Source organism: Neobacillus rhizosphaerae (assembly GCF_050477885.1).
GTDB lineage: Bacteria > Bacillota > Bacilli > Bacillales > Cytobacillaceae > Neobacillus > Neobacillus rhizosphaerae_A.
In genome coordinates this window covers 1-15,232 of the sequence record NZ_JBCNAC010000129.1, presented here as the reverse complement: position 1 = coordinate 15,232, position 15,232 = coordinate 1, and the positions used below count along the sequence as shown (strand labels likewise).

The 15,232-nt window shown below is 38.5% G+C and carries 22 protein-coding genes and 1 riboswitch; of the genes, 15 read left to right on the top strand and 7 right to left on the bottom strand.

Going from position 1 to position 15,232, the window contains the following annotated elements; all coding sequences use genetic code 11:
- Positions 1 to 21 precede the first annotated feature (21 nt).
- From ABES03_RS18220 to ABES03_RS18195, 6 genes are read right to left on the bottom strand one after another with little or no spacing between them, the layout of a single operon-like run.
- Positions 22 to 240, bottom strand: coding sequence for a spore germination protein (locus ABES03_RS18220; protein WP_308080596.1), 219 nt, complete (start codon positions 238 to 240; stop codon positions 22 to 24).
- A gap of 54 nt (positions 241 to 294) precedes the next feature.
- Positions 295 to 693, bottom strand: a complete 399-nt coding sequence (locus tag ABES03_RS18215; RefSeq protein WP_430119248.1) for a spore germination protein GerPE — start codon at positions 691 to 693, stop codon at positions 295 to 297.
- Between the two features lie 2 nt (positions 694 to 695).
- Positions 696 to 878, bottom strand: coding sequence for a spore gernimation protein GerPD (locus tag ABES03_RS18210; protein WP_430119246.1), 183 nt, complete (start codon positions 876 to 878; stop codon positions 696 to 698).
- Positions 875 to 1,489 carry a spore germination protein GerPC gene (gene gerPC, locus ABES03_RS18205; RefSeq protein ID WP_430119244.1) on the bottom strand — a complete coding sequence of 205 codons (615 nt, stop codon included), beginning with the start codon at positions 1,487 to 1,489 and terminating at the stop codon, positions 875 to 877. Before gerPC ends, ABES03_RS18210 begins: the two co-directional genes overlap by 4 nt.
- A 54-nt stretch (positions 1,490 to 1,543) precedes the next feature.
- Entirely contained in the window at positions 1,544 to 1,789 is a 246-nt protein-coding gene (locus ABES03_RS18200; RefSeq protein ID WP_430119242.1) for a spore germination protein GerPB, read from the bottom strand.
- Between the two features lie 17 nt (positions 1,790 to 1,806).
- Entirely contained in the window at positions 1,807 to 2,028 is a 222-nt protein-coding gene (locus ABES03_RS18195) for a spore germination protein (RefSeq protein ID WP_308080591.1), read from the bottom strand.
- Positions 2,029 to 2,289: 261 nt separating this feature from the next.
- Positions 2,290 to 2,376, top strand: a riboswitch (cyclic di-GMP riboswitch).
- A 128-nt stretch (positions 2,377 to 2,504) separates the two neighbouring features.
- Here ABES03_RS18195 and ABES03_RS18190 point away from each other — a divergent pair.
- The 14 genes from ABES03_RS18190 (at position 2,505) to ABES03_RS18125 (ending at position 12,016) form a co-directional block, all read left to right on the top strand.
- Complete coding sequence (locus tag ABES03_RS18190) at positions 2,505 to 2,846, top strand: DUF192 domain-containing protein (protein ID WP_430119240.1); 342 nt, start codon at positions 2,505 to 2,507, stop codon at positions 2,844 to 2,846.
- A 16-nt stretch (positions 2,847 to 2,862) separates the two neighbouring features.
- Positions 2,863 to 3,039 (top strand): Flp family type IVb pilin, encoded by a 177-nt coding sequence (locus ABES03_RS18185; protein WP_430119238.1) that lies wholly within the window; start codon positions 2,863 to 2,865, stop codon positions 3,037 to 3,039.
- A gap of 127 nt (positions 3,040 to 3,166) precedes the next feature.
- Positions 3,167 to 3,676: an A24 family peptidase gene (locus ABES03_RS18180; RefSeq protein ID WP_430119236.1), complete on the top strand. Its 510-nt coding sequence runs from the start codon at positions 3,167 to 3,169 to the stop codon at positions 3,674 to 3,676.
- Positions 3,673 to 4,056, top strand: coding sequence for a TadE/TadG family type IV pilus assembly protein (locus ABES03_RS18175; RefSeq protein WP_430119234.1), 384 nt, complete (start codon positions 3,673 to 3,675; stop codon positions 4,054 to 4,056). Before ABES03_RS18180 ends, ABES03_RS18175 begins: the two co-directional genes overlap by 4 nt.
- Before the next feature lie 10 nt (positions 4,057 to 4,066).
- Positions 4,067 to 4,984: a pilus assembly protein TadG-related protein gene (locus tag ABES03_RS18170; RefSeq protein ID WP_430119232.1), complete on the top strand. Its 918-nt coding sequence runs from the start codon at positions 4,067 to 4,069 to the stop codon at positions 4,982 to 4,984.
- A 10-nt stretch (positions 4,985 to 4,994) separates the two neighbouring features.
- Positions 4,995 to 5,696 (top strand): Flp pilus assembly protein CpaB, encoded by a 702-nt coding sequence (gene cpaB / locus ABES03_RS18165; RefSeq protein WP_430119230.1) that lies wholly within the window; start codon positions 4,995 to 4,997, stop codon positions 5,694 to 5,696.
- A gap of 20 nt (positions 5,697 to 5,716) precedes the next feature.
- Positions 5,717 to 6,559, top strand: a complete 843-nt coding sequence (locus ABES03_RS18160) for an AAA family ATPase (protein WP_430119228.1) — start codon at positions 5,717 to 5,719, stop codon at positions 6,557 to 6,559.
- Positions 6,560 to 6,572: 13 nt separating this feature from the next.
- Entirely contained in the window at positions 6,573 to 8,021 is a 1,449-nt protein-coding gene (locus tag ABES03_RS18155; RefSeq protein ID WP_430119226.1) for a CpaF family protein, read from the top strand.
- Positions 8,018 to 8,983, top strand: a complete 966-nt coding sequence (locus ABES03_RS18150) for a type II secretion system F family protein (RefSeq protein WP_430119224.1) — start codon at positions 8,018 to 8,020, stop codon at positions 8,981 to 8,983. The genes ABES03_RS18155 and ABES03_RS18150 overlap by 4 nt, the downstream gene beginning before the upstream one ends.
- A 3-nt stretch (positions 8,984 to 8,986) precedes the next feature.
- On the top strand, positions 8,987 to 9,910 hold the full coding sequence (locus tag ABES03_RS18145) for a type II secretion system F family protein (protein ID WP_430119222.1): 924 nt from the start codon (positions 8,987 to 8,989) through the stop codon (positions 9,908 to 9,910).
- Between the two features lie 96 nt (positions 9,911 to 10,006).
- Positions 10,007 to 10,915 carry a fumarylacetoacetate hydrolase family protein gene (locus ABES03_RS18140; protein ID WP_430119220.1) on the top strand — a complete coding sequence of 303 codons (909 nt, stop codon included), beginning with the start codon at positions 10,007 to 10,009 and terminating at the stop codon, positions 10,913 to 10,915.
- Between the two features lie 118 nt (positions 10,916 to 11,033).
- Entirely contained in the window at positions 11,034 to 11,393 is a 360-nt protein-coding gene (locus ABES03_RS18135) for a YisL family protein (protein WP_430119218.1), read from the top strand.
- A 76-nt stretch (positions 11,394 to 11,469) separates the two neighbouring features.
- Positions 11,470 to 11,742 (top strand): ubiquitin-like small modifier protein 1, encoded by a 273-nt coding sequence (locus ABES03_RS18130; RefSeq protein WP_430119216.1) that lies wholly within the window; start codon positions 11,470 to 11,472, stop codon positions 11,740 to 11,742.
- Position 11,743: 1 nt separating this feature from the next.
- Complete coding sequence (locus ABES03_RS18125) at positions 11,744 to 12,016, top strand: hypothetical protein (RefSeq protein WP_430119215.1); 273 nt, start codon at positions 11,744 to 11,746, stop codon at positions 12,014 to 12,016.
- A gap of 49 nt (positions 12,017 to 12,065) precedes the next feature.
- On the opposite strand, the gene ABES03_RS18120 is transcribed toward ABES03_RS18125, so the two are convergent.
- The gene (locus ABES03_RS18120; RefSeq protein ID WP_430119213.1) at positions 12,066 to 13,898 is read right to left on the bottom strand and encodes an aldehyde ferredoxin oxidoreductase family protein; all 1,833 of its coding nucleotides are present in this window, start codon (positions 13,896 to 13,898) and stop codon (positions 12,066 to 12,068) included.
- Positions 13,899 to 14,132: 234 nt separating this feature from the next.
- Between ABES03_RS18120 and ABES03_RS18115 the strand changes: the two genes are divergently transcribed.
- On the top strand, positions 14,133 to 15,161 hold the full coding sequence (locus tag ABES03_RS18115) for a ThiF family adenylyltransferase (protein WP_430119211.1): 1,029 nt from the start codon (positions 14,133 to 14,135) through the stop codon (positions 15,159 to 15,161).
- Positions 15,162 to 15,232 lie beyond the last annotated feature (71 nt).

The window sequence follows — 15,232 nt, the reverse complement described above, 5'->3', positions numbered from 1 at the left end:
CATCTGAGTCATCCTCATTTTTTAATTATTACCCGCTATAGGCTGGTCGATAAGGTTTGTATCAAGAACATTCGTACCGCTTAATCCATTATTTGTTATAATGAATCCTCCAGTATTAAATGCTCCTGAGCCGGCATTTGTTTTGGACCCGCTTTTCGGTGAAATATATAAAGCATCCCCAAATTGCACAATTCCCCCGCCTACGTTAACGATTTGTACAGGACCGATAATCGCTGGCATCTAAAACATCCTTTTCATTGACTGATTCCATATAATATCTAACCTATGCGTTAATCATTGTCCTTGTTCTTGATCTTCCTCTCTAGGAACAGGAAGAAGCTGTCTGATATGCTTTACCCGTACCTCCATTGAAACATCTTTGCTGTTACCTACATGTAATAGCGAGGCGGATGAAATAGCGATAATGTCAATGTGATGAACCTTAATAACTGGGTTTAAGTGATGATGAGAAAATGAAAGGTCCTCGTATAATGGTTCGAAGGGTATTGGTTCATAATAGACAGGATAGGAAACAAGATCCCCTTCATTTCCATAAAACTGCTCTGCTTCCCTTTGTACAGCGAGTGCTTTAGAAAATCCATTTATAATGCAGGAATCTCCTAGCTGGAGGATAGAAGAAAACGAGACGATGTCTATATGGATTGCATCTACACATGATGATCTAGCAAGCATAATTAAGTCACGTCCGATTGCAGTGGGACAAAAGGGCCAATAATCAAAGATTCAGCCGGTGTATCAAAAGTTGATGCTAATTGAATCGATTCCGTATCGCCTACCAAGACTAATGATGAGCTGGCTACCCCAATAATTTTTATATTTTGGACGATTAGGTCACGGTTATAGACTTCAAAGTTCATTCCGGTTTCATCCCTTTCACGTGTTCTGGCAGGTTAGTAAAAAACACGGTTACTCCATTTTTAATTTCCTGCTTGATTGCTTCGATGATTAAGTCATCAACATTTGTATTTTCTGATGACCGGTGATTCTGTAGACTAGCTTTTAAATGATGTTCAATTCGGTTAGGAAGTTGCTTCGTTATATCTTGCTTGATAAAGGATAAATAAGCTTCATTCGGTGGAACATCTAATTCTCTTTGGGTGGATTCTACTATGGAAGGTAAATCTGTCTCAAGATATCTGTAAATAGCTTCCTCGATTTTCATGGATCGCTGCATTTGATCCTTCGGTGCAGGTGGGACGTTCATTTGCTGGTTTTTAACTGCAAAGTCTTCAATTTCAGATAAGTCAGAAGGATTAAGGCCGATGTTTAATGTTCCTTCAAGAGTTTCTACCTTCAATTGATCAAATTTATATTCAATTTTATCGACTCGAATAGGATGCTTCTCCTTTATTTGCTTCATTTCTTCTTGCATTTTTTGAACAGTAGCTTCCAAGGTAACGATTCTCTTTTCTTGTGCTTGAATATACATTTGCAGCCATTGAAGGTATTGAGAATAATCTTGATACATGAAATCACCTCACTATAGATAGTCTCGAAGGGCCCAAAAAGATAGCTGAAAGGATTATTTGTCTCCATCTGCGTTGTCTTGCTTTCTAACAGCTGCCTGTAACGGTACGGCGGGTGTACCTACTAAGCTTCCTAGAGCTTGAATTGGCTTAGGGGCTGGCGCTGTAAATCCACCTGTATTATATAAGTATGCTGAAGGTTTTATCATTCCAGCACTTCCAATTTGCATAACAGAAGAATTGGAAATACTTCCAATTCTAATAAAATTAATTTGAATTGACTGCTGAATATAGTAATTCATTTTAGACCACCCATTTTTTATGCGTTGAGGGTAATTGGTTGATCGATTCCATCTTGGTCAGATGTATTTGTGGAGCTCATGTTGTTGTTGAGACGTAAACTCTCCCCTGTATTAAAGGAACCAGCTCCAGAGAAAGTTTTGGCCGTAGAGAAGGGCATAATTTTATACACATCGCCAATATGGAAAACTGAACTGCTTCCAAGGGTAATAACCTGTGCAACTCCAACGATGGCTGGCATGATCAACATCCTTTTTTATTGGTATCTATAAATTATATGTCTAGGCGATTGTATGGTGAATGATTCGCCTAAATAAATTGGCAACTAAGGTAATTTGAGGATTATCTACGCATTTTATGTCGATTTTATAAGGGTATAAGTTTAAAATAGGTAAAAACACCTATAAACTTCTATACAAAATAGTATTTTAGTAGGATATTCTCTAAGGGGAAAAAGTTCTATTATGTGAGTAAGAGATCAGTCGGACAAACAAGCACTGATTCTCGATAAAGGCAAAGCTGATGAAAATCAGTGACGCAAAGCTACAGGGGCTAAGGTGCTTTTGCACTACGCCAGCCAGTTACCGAAAGAATAGGGTGTTTCATATTAGTACTACTATTTACTCATAGGTTTCCTATGTCTATTTAGTCAGTCTATTTTACTAACCCCCCTTTCGGTAAAGGCGGGGTTATTTCTTTTATTCGGAGGTGAAATAAGTGAAAGTCGTGAATCTGTCAAACGGAGCGGAACTGGCAAACAATCTATCAACAGCTGATACCTTTTTTAAAAGATTAAAAGGGCTGATGTTTTCGAAAAGTTTACCAGCAGGACACGGCTTGTTAATCCAACCCTGCCAATCCATTCACACATACTTCATGAATTATTCCATCGATGTCCTTTACTTAAGTGAAGATTTTGAAATTGTAGGCCTGGACGAAACGATAAAGCCTGCAACAGTAGGAAAGTATCACAAAAGAGCAAAGTCAGTATTAGAATTGCCAGCAGGCATGATTCAAAAAACGGAAACAAAAATTGGAAACTATTTAACTATAAATTGAAAAGGGGTTTTTACAAATGATGAAAAAAATGAAGGCTTTATTTACTGAAGAACAAGGACAAGGTATGACTGAGTATGGTTTAGTTTTAGGACTTATTGCAGTTGGAGTAGTAGCAGTGCTTATAACAATGCGTACTGAAATTACAAACTTATTTAATAGAGCTGTGACAGCAATTACAGGTGCTGGTGTTTAATAAATTAATTAAACTCTAAGTTCGAATGTTAAAATATAGCCTTGCGTTCAATATAAACGTGAGGCTTTTTTTCTTTAATGGTTTTTACTGAGCAATAATTTTTCTATAAGGAAAGGAGATTATTTAGGTGTGGAGTAACTTACTACTAATTATCCTCCTAATCATATGTGTGATTACCGACTTAAAGGAACGAAAAATTTATAATAAGGTCTTATTTCCCTTTTTAATCATTGCATGGATTTTTCACGCCATTACCGGAGGCTGGAACGGGTTGACAGAGGCATTCCTTGGTACGGCCGTTGGTTTAGGAATACTTTTAATCCCTTATCTCCTTGGAGGAATGGGTGCGGGAGATGTAAAACTCCTTGCTGTGATTGGAGGAATAAAGGGACTAAGTTTTGTATTAATGGCCTCAATTTACATGGCATTGGCAGGAGGAATTATGGCTATCTTATTTCTTTTATATCGTAAGGGTTTGTTAAAGAGAGTAATATACCTGATACATGGTCTTCGCCATGGGATGAGACTTTCCCTACTCGAAGAAAATGATCCGGTTAAAACTACTCTTCCTTATGGCGTAGCTATTGCCGCAGGTGCCATTTATCAAGTGTATTTCCCAGGAGTTTTATCCTTATGAAAAAGGATGAGCGTGGCCAATCGTTGGTTGAAACGGCGCTAATTATTCCTATATTTCTATTGATTTTAGTAGGAATTCTGGATTTTGGTCGTGTGATATATTCTTATGCGCATTTGCAAATGGCTGCGCAGGAAACGGTTAGGCTAGGTGGCCTTGGAAAGAAGGATGCAGACATTTCAACTTTCGCCCACCAATATGTCCATTTAGGGGATCAGACAAAATTACAGGTGACGATTACTCCAGCGGATACAGTCAGACGTTCGGGAGACTATGTAACAGTTAAGCTGAAGTATCCAATGACATTTTTAACTCCTATGATTTCTAAGTTCTTCCCCTCAGATTTTGCTATCGAAACCAGTTCAACGATTCGCGTAGAGTGAGGGCAATAATATGCGAGAATTTTTAAAAAGATTACTAAAGGATGAAAAAGGGAATGTCCTAATCCTAGGTGCAATCTCACTAATGACAATTCTTTGTATGGCAGGCCTGGCGATCGATGGAAGCTTAATTTATATGGAAAAATCAAAGCTTCAAAAGGTTGCAAATGCAGCCGTTCTCTCAGGGGCGCAGGAGTTGCCAAATACAGAACAAAAGGTTACTAGTACGGTTCAATACATCTTAGATTCTCATCAAGCAGCTAGCACGTTAACAAATCTTGAAATTAACATGGAGAATAAGGTTGCAATAAGTTTAACAAAACCAGTTGATCTAACTTTTATGAAGTTATTTGGTTTTGAAAAAGTAGACGTTACTGCACACGCTTCCGCAGGAATAAATGCAATTGGAAATGCAGTAGGGGCCGCTCCATTAGGAATCGATGAAAGTGTTCCCTTGGAATATTTTAAACCTTATCAATTAAAGGTTGATTCATCTGGAGTTCAATCGGGGAATTTTGGGATTTTAGCCCTTAATCGTCCCGGTGCAAAAACCTATGAAGAAAATTTACGGTACGGATATCAAGATGAACTTAAACTCGGAGATATCGTAGATACGCAAACAGGTAATATTGCGGGAAGCACAAGAGATGGAATTCAGGAAAGAGTAAACGGTTGTTCACAGCCACCTGGGGACTACAGCATGAGAGATTGTTCAAGGATATTGCTCGTCCCAGTGTATAAACCCTACAGTTTTGATAGTAACCAATTGAAAAGTGTGAAAATAACGGGTTTTGCCTATTTTTATATTACTGACCCAATGAGTTCGACAGATACCTCTATAAAAGGAGTTTTTATAAAAAGGGCTGGACCAGGGACGTTTGATGTGGGTGCGCAGGACAGAGGAGCATACAGCATACGATTAACGGAGTAGGTGAAGCGATTTGAAGTCGAAAATGGTATTACTGCTATCACTTGTGATGGGAATGCTCACAACATTTTTGTTTTTTCAATATACGAAGCAGATGAATACACAAAAGGTTTCTACTGTCGAGATGACCGACGTGGTAGTAGCAAAAGAAAAAATAGATAAAAATGAAAAAATAAATTCAGATAAATTAGAAGTAGTAAAAAAACCGGCAAAGGATGTCTTACCACAGACAATAAAATCTATTTCTGAAGCAGAAGGAAAACTTGCAATAGCGATGATTGAAAAAGGGGAGCCCATACTATCGCATCGGCTTGGATCGGAGAAAGACGAAGGGGTTTACGTATCGAGGAAAGTCATGGAAGGGTATCGTGCTGTAACCGTAGGGGTAAACATTAACCAATCGGTATCGAATTTAATTGAACCTGAGGATGAAGTAGATGTTATTTTTACCAAAGTAGCTAAAGATGCTGCAGGTAACCCTATTTCACAATCAGAATTATTGCTGGAAAAAGCAAGGGTTTTAGCTGTAGGAAGAAAAATGCAGACGCCTGAACAGAAGAAGGAGCCTTATACGGAATACAGCTCCGTAACGTTAGAACTTAAACCAGAAGATGCACTTAAGCTTGTGAAAGCTTCGGAAGAAGGAAAGATTCATTTGATACTAAATAAGCGCCCTGTAATGGATGAAGGAACCAATACAAAGTCAAATCAATAAGTAATGGAAGGTGACGATTCATGACAAGCCAGGATAATATGCAAACTGCAGAACAAAATATGGATTCCCAACGTGGTAAAATGATTGCTGTTTGCAGTGCAAAAGGCGGGATTGGTCGTACCACACTAACTGTAAATTTAGCGGTAGCACTAAGGAAGAAAAATGTTTCGGTTGCTATATTGGATGGGGATTTCCAATTTGGTGATGTAAATCTAGCAATGGATTTAAAATTCTCTCTCACCATTAAGGAAGTATTAGAAGGTATGGGTTCTATTGATGAGCACAGTCTCAATAATTATTTGGCTGTTCATGAAAGTGGTGTGGACGTACTAACTGCACCGGAAAGACCGGAATTTGCAGATCTAGTTACGAATGAAGCTGCCAATAAAATTATAGACCTACTATTGGCTAGTCATGACTATGTTGTGGTTGACACGCCGGTGGGCTTAAACGAACCATCGATTCGGTTTATTGAGAGAGCGGATCAAATCCTAGTGGTCACAAACTTAGAGATGGCCTCTTTAAAAAATACAAAGCTCTTTTTGGAAACACTTGACATCCTTGGTCTTAAAGATAGGGTTCGAATCATCATTAATAGAGCAAATATGGAAAGTGTCATAAATGCAGAAGATGCAGCAAAAATATTGGCTGCAGAAAACCCAATTTATATTCCTAATGACTTTCAGATTTGTTCGCAATCCATTAATCTTGGTGTTCCATTTGTCATTAAACATGCGAAATCTGATGTCGCTAAAGGCGTATTTAAAATGGCTGAGTCATTATCAAGCTCGAATAGCGTAATTACTCAGAAAACGAAAAAAAATCATCCAATATCCAAATGGTTTTCCAAGAAACGATCGTAAGGGGGTTGATTGAATGGGGCTATTAAATCGAATCCAAGAAAAGAACAATCAATTCGTTAGAGAACCAAAATTAATAGATATTACGCTTGAAAGTCCGACGCCTTCACCAATGTTGGAGGTTAGACAAGTCTTTAAGGAGCAAAAATCCAAAGAGACGAAGAAAGAAAGTAAAAAAGAGACGGTAAAGGTTCGGCAGCTTGACAAAAACCAAGAGCTAAAGAATGTTCTCCATAAAAAGATATTACATGAGTTAAAAGAACAGGAAATTGAAGAAATCATTCCACAACTAGATGGTATGGCTGTAGAAATTATTAAAGATGACGAGGATTTTCGTGGTCAGATTGATAGAAAAAAAGTGGTTAGTGAACTTATCAATGATTTAACAGGATTTGGTCCGATAAATCCACTTCTTTTGGATGAGGACGTTTCCGAGGTAATGGTAAATGGACCTAATCAAGTGTATTGTGAGCGGAAAGGGAAGCTAGTTCTAACACCGGTACAATTTCGTGATAATGAACATGTGATGAGTGTAATCGAAAAAATTGTTGCTCCACTCGGTCGAAGAATTGATGAAAGCTCACCAATGGTGGATGCCAGGCTTCCAGATGGCTCTCGCGTGAATGCCATCATTCCCCCTTTAGCATTAAATGGACCAACGATTACGATTCGTAAGTTCTCAAAGGATCCTTACCAGATTGAAGACTTAATCAACTTCGGAACAGTTACTGAGGAAATGGCGATTTTCCTTGATGCATGCGTAAAAGCAAGGCTAAATATGTTTGTAAGTGGTGGAACAGGTTCAGGTAAAACAACGACACTCAATGTTTTGTCCAATTTTATTCCAGAGGATGAAAGAATCGTCACAATTGAGGATGCAGCCGAAATTCAACTAGGTCAAGAGCATGTGGTATCTTTAGAATCCCGTCCGCCTAATATTGAAGGAAAAGGCTCAATCTCCATTCGTGACCTAGTTAGGAACTCATTAAGGATGAGGCCTGACAGAGTCATTATTGGTGAGGTTCGTGGTGGAGAGGCCCTAGATATGCTCCAAGCCATGAATACGGGACATGATGGGTCGCTAGCTACAGGACACTCAAATAGCCCAAGGGATATGATTGCGCGGCTTGAAACAATGGTGTTATTAGCAGGAGTAGACCTCCCTGTCAAAGCGATTAGGGAACAGATTGCAGGTGCCATTGATGTAATTATCCAACAATCCCGATTAAAAGATGGTTCTAGAAAAATTACTAATATTACTGAAGTACAAGGTATGGAAGGCGATATTATTGTTCTTCAAGATATTTTTACCTTTCAACAAGAAGGCTTGAACCCTGAAGGAAAAATCATTGGAAGGCTTGTTCCAACGGGTGTAAGACCGAAATTTTATGAGAAGCTGGAGGCTTCTGGTATTCATATTCCAGCTTCAGTGTTTATCGATCATCATGAGGAGTGGCGAAAATGATATCCCTGCTCATAATCTTCTTTTTATTAACATCCACTTTATTCTTTTGGTATGTTTTCAGGATCTTCATTCGCCCAGAAAATAAACTGCAAAGTCGAATGAAGCATTACCTATCCATTGAGGAAGAAAAGGTAAGTCAGGAGAAAGTGGCAGGCAAACCTATCTCTATTATCCAAGTAATAAAAGAAAGAATTCAAAAGAAGGTTCTAACGAAGGAAAAAAACAATCGGCTTGAATTAAAAATAGCGCAAGCAGGTTTGCCGTTGAAACCAGAAGAATATATCCTCTTTCAATGGATTTTAACCGCTTTTATTGGTGGGCTATTCTATTTAATAATGGCTAATTGGATATTTTTTCCTGTTGGTAGTGTGATAGGGTTCCTGCTGCCAAAATGGTACCTTCGCAAGAAGCAAAGGGAACGGATTACAAAGTTCAATGAAGGGCTTGCAGATATGATTACTACCATTGTTGGAAGTTTGAGAGCAGGGTTTAGCTTTCCGCAGGCATTGAAGTCGGTCGCAGAGGAAGCCGCCTCCCCGATAAAAGAAGAAATCGATTATGTAATTAAGGAAATGCAATTTGGTAAAGGAATTGAAGATGCCCTTATAGACCTACACGAACGAATGCCGAGTGAGGATTTGGATTTAATGATTCAGGCAATATTAATTCAACGGCAGGTTGGCGGTAATCTTGCTACCGTGCTCGATAAGATCATTGAAACGATTCGTGATCGAACAAAAATTCAGCGACAGATTACGACTCTTACAGCTCAAGGGCGGTTGTCTGGTTATGTAATAGCATTTCTTCCAGTAATCCTTGGCTTCCTCCTTTACTTAATCGAACCGGATTATATCGGAGGACTTTTTCGCAATCCCATTGGATTAGGCATGGTTGCAGCCGGGGTATTTTCAGGTGTTATAGGGTTTATATTAATTAAAAAAATCACTACCATCGAGGTGTAGGAGATGCTTTACCTTTCGATATTTTTAACTGTCACCTTAGGTATCTATGGTATTTTTAATCTAAGAACCGAAAAAAAGGTCTCGGTCCAAGAACGACTAAATTTCTTCTTACTAAATAAAGAACAAGAGAAGAAAACTGAGTTAAATGAAGAAAAACATCTGTCTTTTTATAAAAGGTTCATCATGCCGTTGTTCGTAGATTTTAAAAAGAGTTTTAAAAAGAGAATGCCTGGGGAAAAGGAAGCGAAAATTGATAAAAAGGTACAAATGGCTGGAAGTCCCTTTGGAATGACCGCAGTTGACTTCCGAATCATTCAATTGATTTCAATCATCGTCCTCCCAATGATTTTCTTTGGATACGGTGCTTTATTAAATGCCGGGAAAGGGATCGTTGTCGTCTTTGTTCTATTTGGAATCCTTATTGGTTTTTTTGCCCCTCATTTCTATTTAAAGCAAAAAACGAAGGCTAGGAACCATATGGCATTAAGCGAATTTCCAGATATTTTAGATCTTTTGACGGTTAGTCTTGAAGCAGGACTAGGGTTTGATGCAGCAATAACAAAAGTAATTGCAAAAAAGGATGGTCCTCTATCGATGGAATTACACCGCTGCTTAGAGGAAATTCGTCTAGGGAAAACGCGGAGAGAGGCATTGACAGGAATCAAAGAGAGACTGGATGTTGATGAAATAAAATCATTCATTGGAAGTGTTTTGCAGGCGGAAAAGCTTGGAATAGGAATGGTCCAAGTATTAAGAGTCATTGCCAATGAAGTCAGGGAACAAAGAAAGCAACGAGCAGAAGAAACAGCCATGAAAGCGCCAATTAAAATGCTTTTTCCTTTAGTTCTTTTCATTTTTCCAAGTTTATTCATTGTTCTACTAGGACCAGCTGTAATACAATTTATCGAAACCTTTAAAAATAGTTAAATTGGCACCCTATGCGAAGGGTGCTTTTAATTTGTTAGATTGTTCTGTTTATTCTATTATGATGGTAGTAGTAAATTAATATTGAGGTGATCGACCATGAGATTTGTAACCGTGCAACAAAAAAATGAAACCTGTGTTGGTTTAGTAGATTCTGAAAAGAAAAAGGTCTTATTATTAAATCCAACAGAGGAGGCAAGGACGGGTAATAAGATATTTCCTGATACTATACAAGAATGTATTGCACAAGGTGACACTTTTATTGATCAAGTTCAAAGTTTGCTAGATTGGGTGGAAACTAGTGGGCAGGCAGAAACCTTGTATCTATCTTTAGAGGAAGTCACCTTGCTCGCACCCATTCCAAGGCCAAACAAGAATATCTTTTGTGTAGGAAAGAATTACGTTGAACATGCTCTTGAATTGGGAAGTGCTGACGATATCCCAGAACATGTTATGGTATTTACGAAGGCTCCTACAACTGTTACTGGGCCGGGTGCCGTTGTATTAAATCATCAGGCTGTAACAAAACAACTTGATTATGAAGGGGAACTAGCTGTTATTATTGGGAAAAAGGGAAGAGGAATCAAAAAGGAAGAGGCGCTTGATTATGTTTTTGGTTATACCATTATTAATGATGTGACTGCTAGAGACCTTCAAGCTAAGCATAAGCAATTTTTCATGGGGAAGAGTTTAGATACCACCTGTCCAATGGGACCGTGGATCGTCCATAAAAGCTTAATTGATAACCCTAACCACCTACACATTGAAACAAAAGTAAATGGTCAAGTAAGACAAAGCTCTAATACCGAGAAGTTTATATTTCCAATTGAAGATATAATCTCTGTTCTATCAGCGGGTATGACACTTGAACCGGGCGATATTATCGCAACTGGAACTCCAGCAGGAGTAGGGAAAGGATTTAACCCTCCTAGATTTTTAAAGCCGGGGGATCAAATTGAAATTTTTGTAGAGAGTATCGGAACATTAACGAACACTATTGAAGAATAACAGGGTTGTGTAAACTTTTGATATTCAGAATGATCCATCCAAGTTTGTACTATTTTTCGTATTTTTGTATTGCCTATGGTATGATAGTCTCGAATAATAATATTAAGGAGGCCATTGAATGATTCACGGTCATATTACAGCATGGGTGTTAGCTCTAATTTTATTTTTTGTTGCACTTTCCCTACATAAAAGTGGAAAAGAAAAAGGCGCAAAAATCGTACAAATGATTTTACGAGTCCTATATTTACTTATCATTGCGTCAGGTTTAGGACTTCTTTTCATGGTTAATAAGATTGATGTTTGGTATATTTTGAAAGCGGTCGCTGGACTTTGGGTAATCGGATTATTTGAAATGATTCTTGGACGTGTAAAAAATAACAGAAATACATCAGTTTTTTGGATTCAGTTTGTTGTTGCCTTCCTTCTTGTTTTATATTTAGGCTTCGTTAAACTGCCAATGTCCTTCTTACATCCGTAAAAGATGGGGACAGTCCCCCAGCGCTTTAGCGCAGTGGGGGACTGTCCCCTTTAAATAATGAGAGGAGAGAGACTGGATGATAGTTAAGGTTTTTGCTAATCTCCGGCAAATATGTGGTGGGGTAACTGTAGAGGTGCTGCCTGATGGTGATCGAGTCATAGATGTTTTGGATAAGATGGTCGAAATGTTCCCAGAGTTACAGGATGAACTATTTACTTCAGAGAAAACACTCCTTCCATTTGTTCATGTGTATGTGAATGGAAGAAATATCATCCACCTTGATGACCTTCAAACGAAAGTAGATGAAATGGATCAATTTGCCCTCTTTCCGCCCGTTGCAGGTGGTTAATATGAAAATGAAAGACTTAGAGTTTCGTGGAATTAACCGGGAACACCTTGGCATGTATTTTGAAGAACTTGGGTCAAAGTTAGAAACAAACACTTTCCCCTATATTTATACAGGGGAGGGCTGGAGTGGGCAAATTTTAGCCGAAGAAGAAATTGCCTTCACCTCTGTATTTAAAGTTAATTCAGTCCACATTCGTTTTATTGCAAATAACGAAAATGAACTTGAAGAGCTTATTAAAAATTATCGCTATAAAACCACTAGAATTGGTGGTTAAAAAAAGAGGAAGACTCGAATGTTGGAGTCTTCCTCTTTTTAAGTGAGTGTTAGATTGTTTGAGTTACTTCAGGTCCAATGATACCTAATTCACGAAGCTTTTCTTCTGTTGCTACGCCATCTTTCCATCCGCGTACTTGATAATATTCTTCAAGCATGATATCCATACGGCTTACATGTCCGGCACTATTACCCGTTGCTGGTTCTTCTGTAAAGCGTTTTGGAAGGAAATCATCTTCCCGCTTATCAAAGCCTGCTAGGTTATTATAATAGCGCTCGAGGTTGTAAATTCTTTCTCCAGCCTTCATAACATCCTCAGCTGTCAAAGAAACACCAGTCATAGCACTATACTGCTCAGCATAATGCTCTGCATTTTCAGAGAATGATGAGAACTTACAGATGTTCATAGAATCAGAGAAAGCAAGCATATCTTGGAATATCTTTAATAGTTCACCTTTACCTTCTGGTTTTAGGCGGTCAGTTGGTTCTGGAATTCCGGCAATTTCACTGGCTACAGTATAGCCGCGTAAGTGACAGGCACCACGGTTACTAGTTGCATATCCTAATCCAATCCCTTGAATGCCGCGTGGGTCATAGGCTGGGATAGATTGGCCCTTAACAGACATAGATAGTTCAGGAACTCCCCAAGATGCAGTAGCACGTGCAGGTCCTTCGGCAAGAATACCGCCAAATCCTTCACGGAAAGCAATTTTCTTCGTTAATTCGATCATGGAATCAGCATCTCCCCATATTAACTCTTCGGAAATGATTCCTTTCTCGAAAGCTTCCATAGTAACAGAGAAACAATGGCCTAGCTCAATGGTATCGAGACCATACTCGTTACATCGGTCAATCATATATGAAATCGCTTTCGCATCACTTAATAGACAGTTAGAGCCAAGTGACCAAGCAGATTCAAATTCAATACTCTCTACGCGTGTCTTATACTTACCATCTTTCACTTCTACCTCAATTTTACAACCAACTGGGCAAGCATGGCAGGTATTGTTGGCAACACGTAAATGTGTGTTTACATATTCACCACTGTGTTTTTCTGCTTCATCCCAATGTGTTAATTGAGAGTTCTTGGTTGGAAGTGCTCCTACCTCATTAATAAGATTAGTTAATACGTTGGTTCCGTAAACAGAGAGTCCGCCCTTATTAGGTGCAGTTAAACCGCCATCTAGGATCGCTTTTACCGCTTTTTTGTTCGCTTCTTTGTATTCACTGTCTAATTTAGGCTGTGGCATATTTCCTTTTTGTGCGGCTTTAATGACAATAGCCTTTAATTTTTTATAGCCTGCAACAGCAGCTGTACCACCACGGCCTGCTGCACGGTCATGTTCATTGATAAATGAAGCGAAGCGAACAGTGTTTTCACCCGCTTGACCAATGGTCATAACACTAAGGTCATCTTCACCATACTGATCTTTCATGGTTTTAATAAATTCTCTTGTACTTGTTCCCCATAAATTAGAAGCATCGCGAAGCTCAGCTTTTCCATCTTCAATATAGAGGTATACTGGTTTATCGCTTTTACCTGAGAAGATAAGATTATCGACTCCAGCCCACTTCAAACGTGCAGCAGTCCATCCGCCGATATGTGAATCAGTTACTGTTCCTGTAAGTGGAGATTTTGTAACAACACAAAGACGTCCACTCATGGAAGAGCGTGAACCAGTCACAGGGCCTGTCATAAAACATAGGATGTTCTCTTCGGAAAGCGGTTCTACTTCTGGTCCATTATCAAGTACATACTTAACACCTAGGCCACGGCCGCCTATGTACTTAATTGCATCTTCTTCGTTGATCTGTCTGTAATCAACTGTTCCACTAGTTAAGTCAACTAACACTTCTTTGTTTTTGAAACCACCTAGATTCAAAGATTTTCCCCCTCTTTCATGTTAAATAAATTTATTTACTAATCTCTTATCTTATTAGATAGTAAGATAAGAGATTTCTCCAAAATTTAGAAATGTATCCATTATTATTATAACTTCTTTTAAGTTTTTTTAAAATTAAAATTTTTTTAAGGGTACAGAGAAAATAATTTGGTAAGATAATAGTAAAAACTGATTGTTTCATTAAAAGCTAGTTATATAGAAAAGGGGAATATTATGATTAATTTAGAACGGTATTCCAGGCAAATTCTTTTTAAAGAAATTGGTGAAGCGGGACAATTTAAACTGTTAAAGAGTCGAGTAGCTATTGTAGGTGTGGGGGCACTTGGCACGGTTATTGCAAATCATCTAGTTCGATCAGGTGTGGGCTTTATTAGGCTAATAGATAGAGACCTCGTTGAATTATCCAATTTGCAGAGACAAACTCTATTTGATGAAGAGGATGCTAAACTAAATTTACCAAAAGCAGCTGCAGCAAAAAATAGACTAAATAAAATAAATTCAACGGTCACAGTGGAAGCGGTCATTACCGATATTAATCTTGATAATGCCGAAGAATTATTAGGTGGATTTGATGTCATTGTGGACGGAACGGATAATTTTAACACACGTTTCTTAATTAATGATGTATCAGTTAAGTACGGAATTCCATGGGTCCATGGGGGGGCTGTAAGCTCTAGAGGAATGTTTACGGTCATTAAACCAGGGGAGACACCTTGTTATCGTTGTCTTTTCCCACATGTTCCAACCGCAACAGGTGAAACCTGTGATACAGTTGGGGTGTTGTCTCCGTTAACGGATATCATTGGTTCTTTTCAGGCGATGGAAACAATGAAACTATTAGTAGGGGCGAAAACCACTCCTAACCTGGAGCAAATCGACATCTGGGATTTATCATCCATGCAAATGGATATATCCAACGGAAGAAACCCTGTTTGCCAGTGTTGTGTTAAAGGGCAATTTGATTTTCTTGATCGAACTTCAGAACATCAGGTGGCCTACACAACGCTTTGTGGTCGAGATACAGTTCAAATTAATCCAAGGGATAAGCGTGAACTGGAATTGAAAAAAGTAGCCGATCATCTTAGGGGAAGTGGTAAAGTGTCTGGTAACGACTTTTTACTTAGGTTTTCACCAGAGAAAGATATTTCAATTGTGATTTTTAAAGATGGACGTGTCCTCATACATGGAACAAATGATATCGTACGAGCAAAATTACTTTACGCAAAATATATTGGAAGCTAATAAAAAAGGCCTGGAATCCTCCAAGCCTTTTCTTACATTATAAGAAGGTATTATTCGACTTCGAGAATTGT

What these genes read in the sequence shown, in the direction of transcription:
- ABES03_RS18220 (WP_308080596.1), bottom strand. Translation starts at nt 240, where the DNA reads ATGCCAGCGATTATCGGTCCTGTACAAATCGTTAACGTAGGCGGGGGA.
- ABES03_RS18215 (WP_430119248.1), bottom strand. Translation starts at nt 693, where the DNA reads ATGCTTGCTAGATCATCATGTGTAGATGCAATCCATATAGACATCGTC.
- ABES03_RS18210 (WP_430119246.1), bottom strand. Translation starts at nt 878, where the DNA reads ATGAACTTTGAAGTCTATAACCGTGACCTAATCGTCCAAAATATAAAA.
- gerPC (WP_430119244.1), bottom strand. Translation starts at nt 1,489, where the DNA reads ATGTATCAAGATTATTCTCAATACCTTCAATGGCTGCAAATGTATATT.
- ABES03_RS18200 (WP_430119242.1), bottom strand. Translation starts at nt 1,789, where the DNA reads ATGAATTACTATATTCAGCAGTCAATTCAAATTAATTTTATTAGAATT.
- ABES03_RS18195 (WP_308080591.1), bottom strand. Translation starts at nt 2,028, where the DNA reads ATGCCAGCCATCGTTGGAGTTGCACAGGTTATTACCCTTGGAAGCAGT.
- ABES03_RS18185 (WP_430119238.1), top strand. Translation starts at nt 2,863, where the DNA reads ATGATGAAAAAAATGAAGGCTTTATTTACTGAAGAACAAGGACAAGGT.
- ABES03_RS18175 (WP_430119234.1), top strand. Translation starts at nt 3,673, where the DNA reads ATGAAAAAGGATGAGCGTGGCCAATCGTTGGTTGAAACGGCGCTAATT.
- ABES03_RS18170 (WP_430119232.1), top strand. Translation starts at nt 4,067, where the DNA reads ATGCGAGAATTTTTAAAAAGATTACTAAAGGATGAAAAAGGGAATGTC.
- ABES03_RS18160 (WP_430119228.1), top strand. Translation starts at nt 5,717, where the DNA reads ATGACAAGCCAGGATAATATGCAAACTGCAGAACAAAATATGGATTCC.
- ABES03_RS18155 (WP_430119226.1), top strand. Translation starts at nt 6,573, where the DNA reads ATGGGGCTATTAAATCGAATCCAAGAAAAGAACAATCAATTCGTTAGA.
- ABES03_RS18150 (WP_430119224.1), top strand. Translation starts at nt 8,018, where the DNA reads ATGATATCCCTGCTCATAATCTTCTTTTTATTAACATCCACTTTATTC.
- ABES03_RS18145 (WP_430119222.1), top strand. Translation starts at nt 8,987, where the DNA reads ATGCTTTACCTTTCGATATTTTTAACTGTCACCTTAGGTATCTATGGT.
- ABES03_RS18140 (WP_430119220.1), top strand. Translation starts at nt 10,007, where the DNA reads ATGAGATTTGTAACCGTGCAACAAAAAAATGAAACCTGTGTTGGTTTA.
- ABES03_RS18135 (WP_430119218.1), top strand. Translation starts at nt 11,034, where the DNA reads ATGATTCACGGTCATATTACAGCATGGGTGTTAGCTCTAATTTTATTT.
- ABES03_RS18130 (WP_430119216.1), top strand. Translation starts at nt 11,470, where the DNA reads ATGATAGTTAAGGTTTTTGCTAATCTCCGGCAAATATGTGGTGGGGTA.
- ABES03_RS18125 (WP_430119215.1), top strand. Translation starts at nt 11,744, where the DNA reads ATGAAAATGAAAGACTTAGAGTTTCGTGGAATTAACCGGGAACACCTT.
- ABES03_RS18115 (WP_430119211.1), top strand. Translation starts at nt 14,133, where the DNA reads ATGATTAATTTAGAACGGTATTCCAGGCAAATTCTTTTTAAAGAAATT.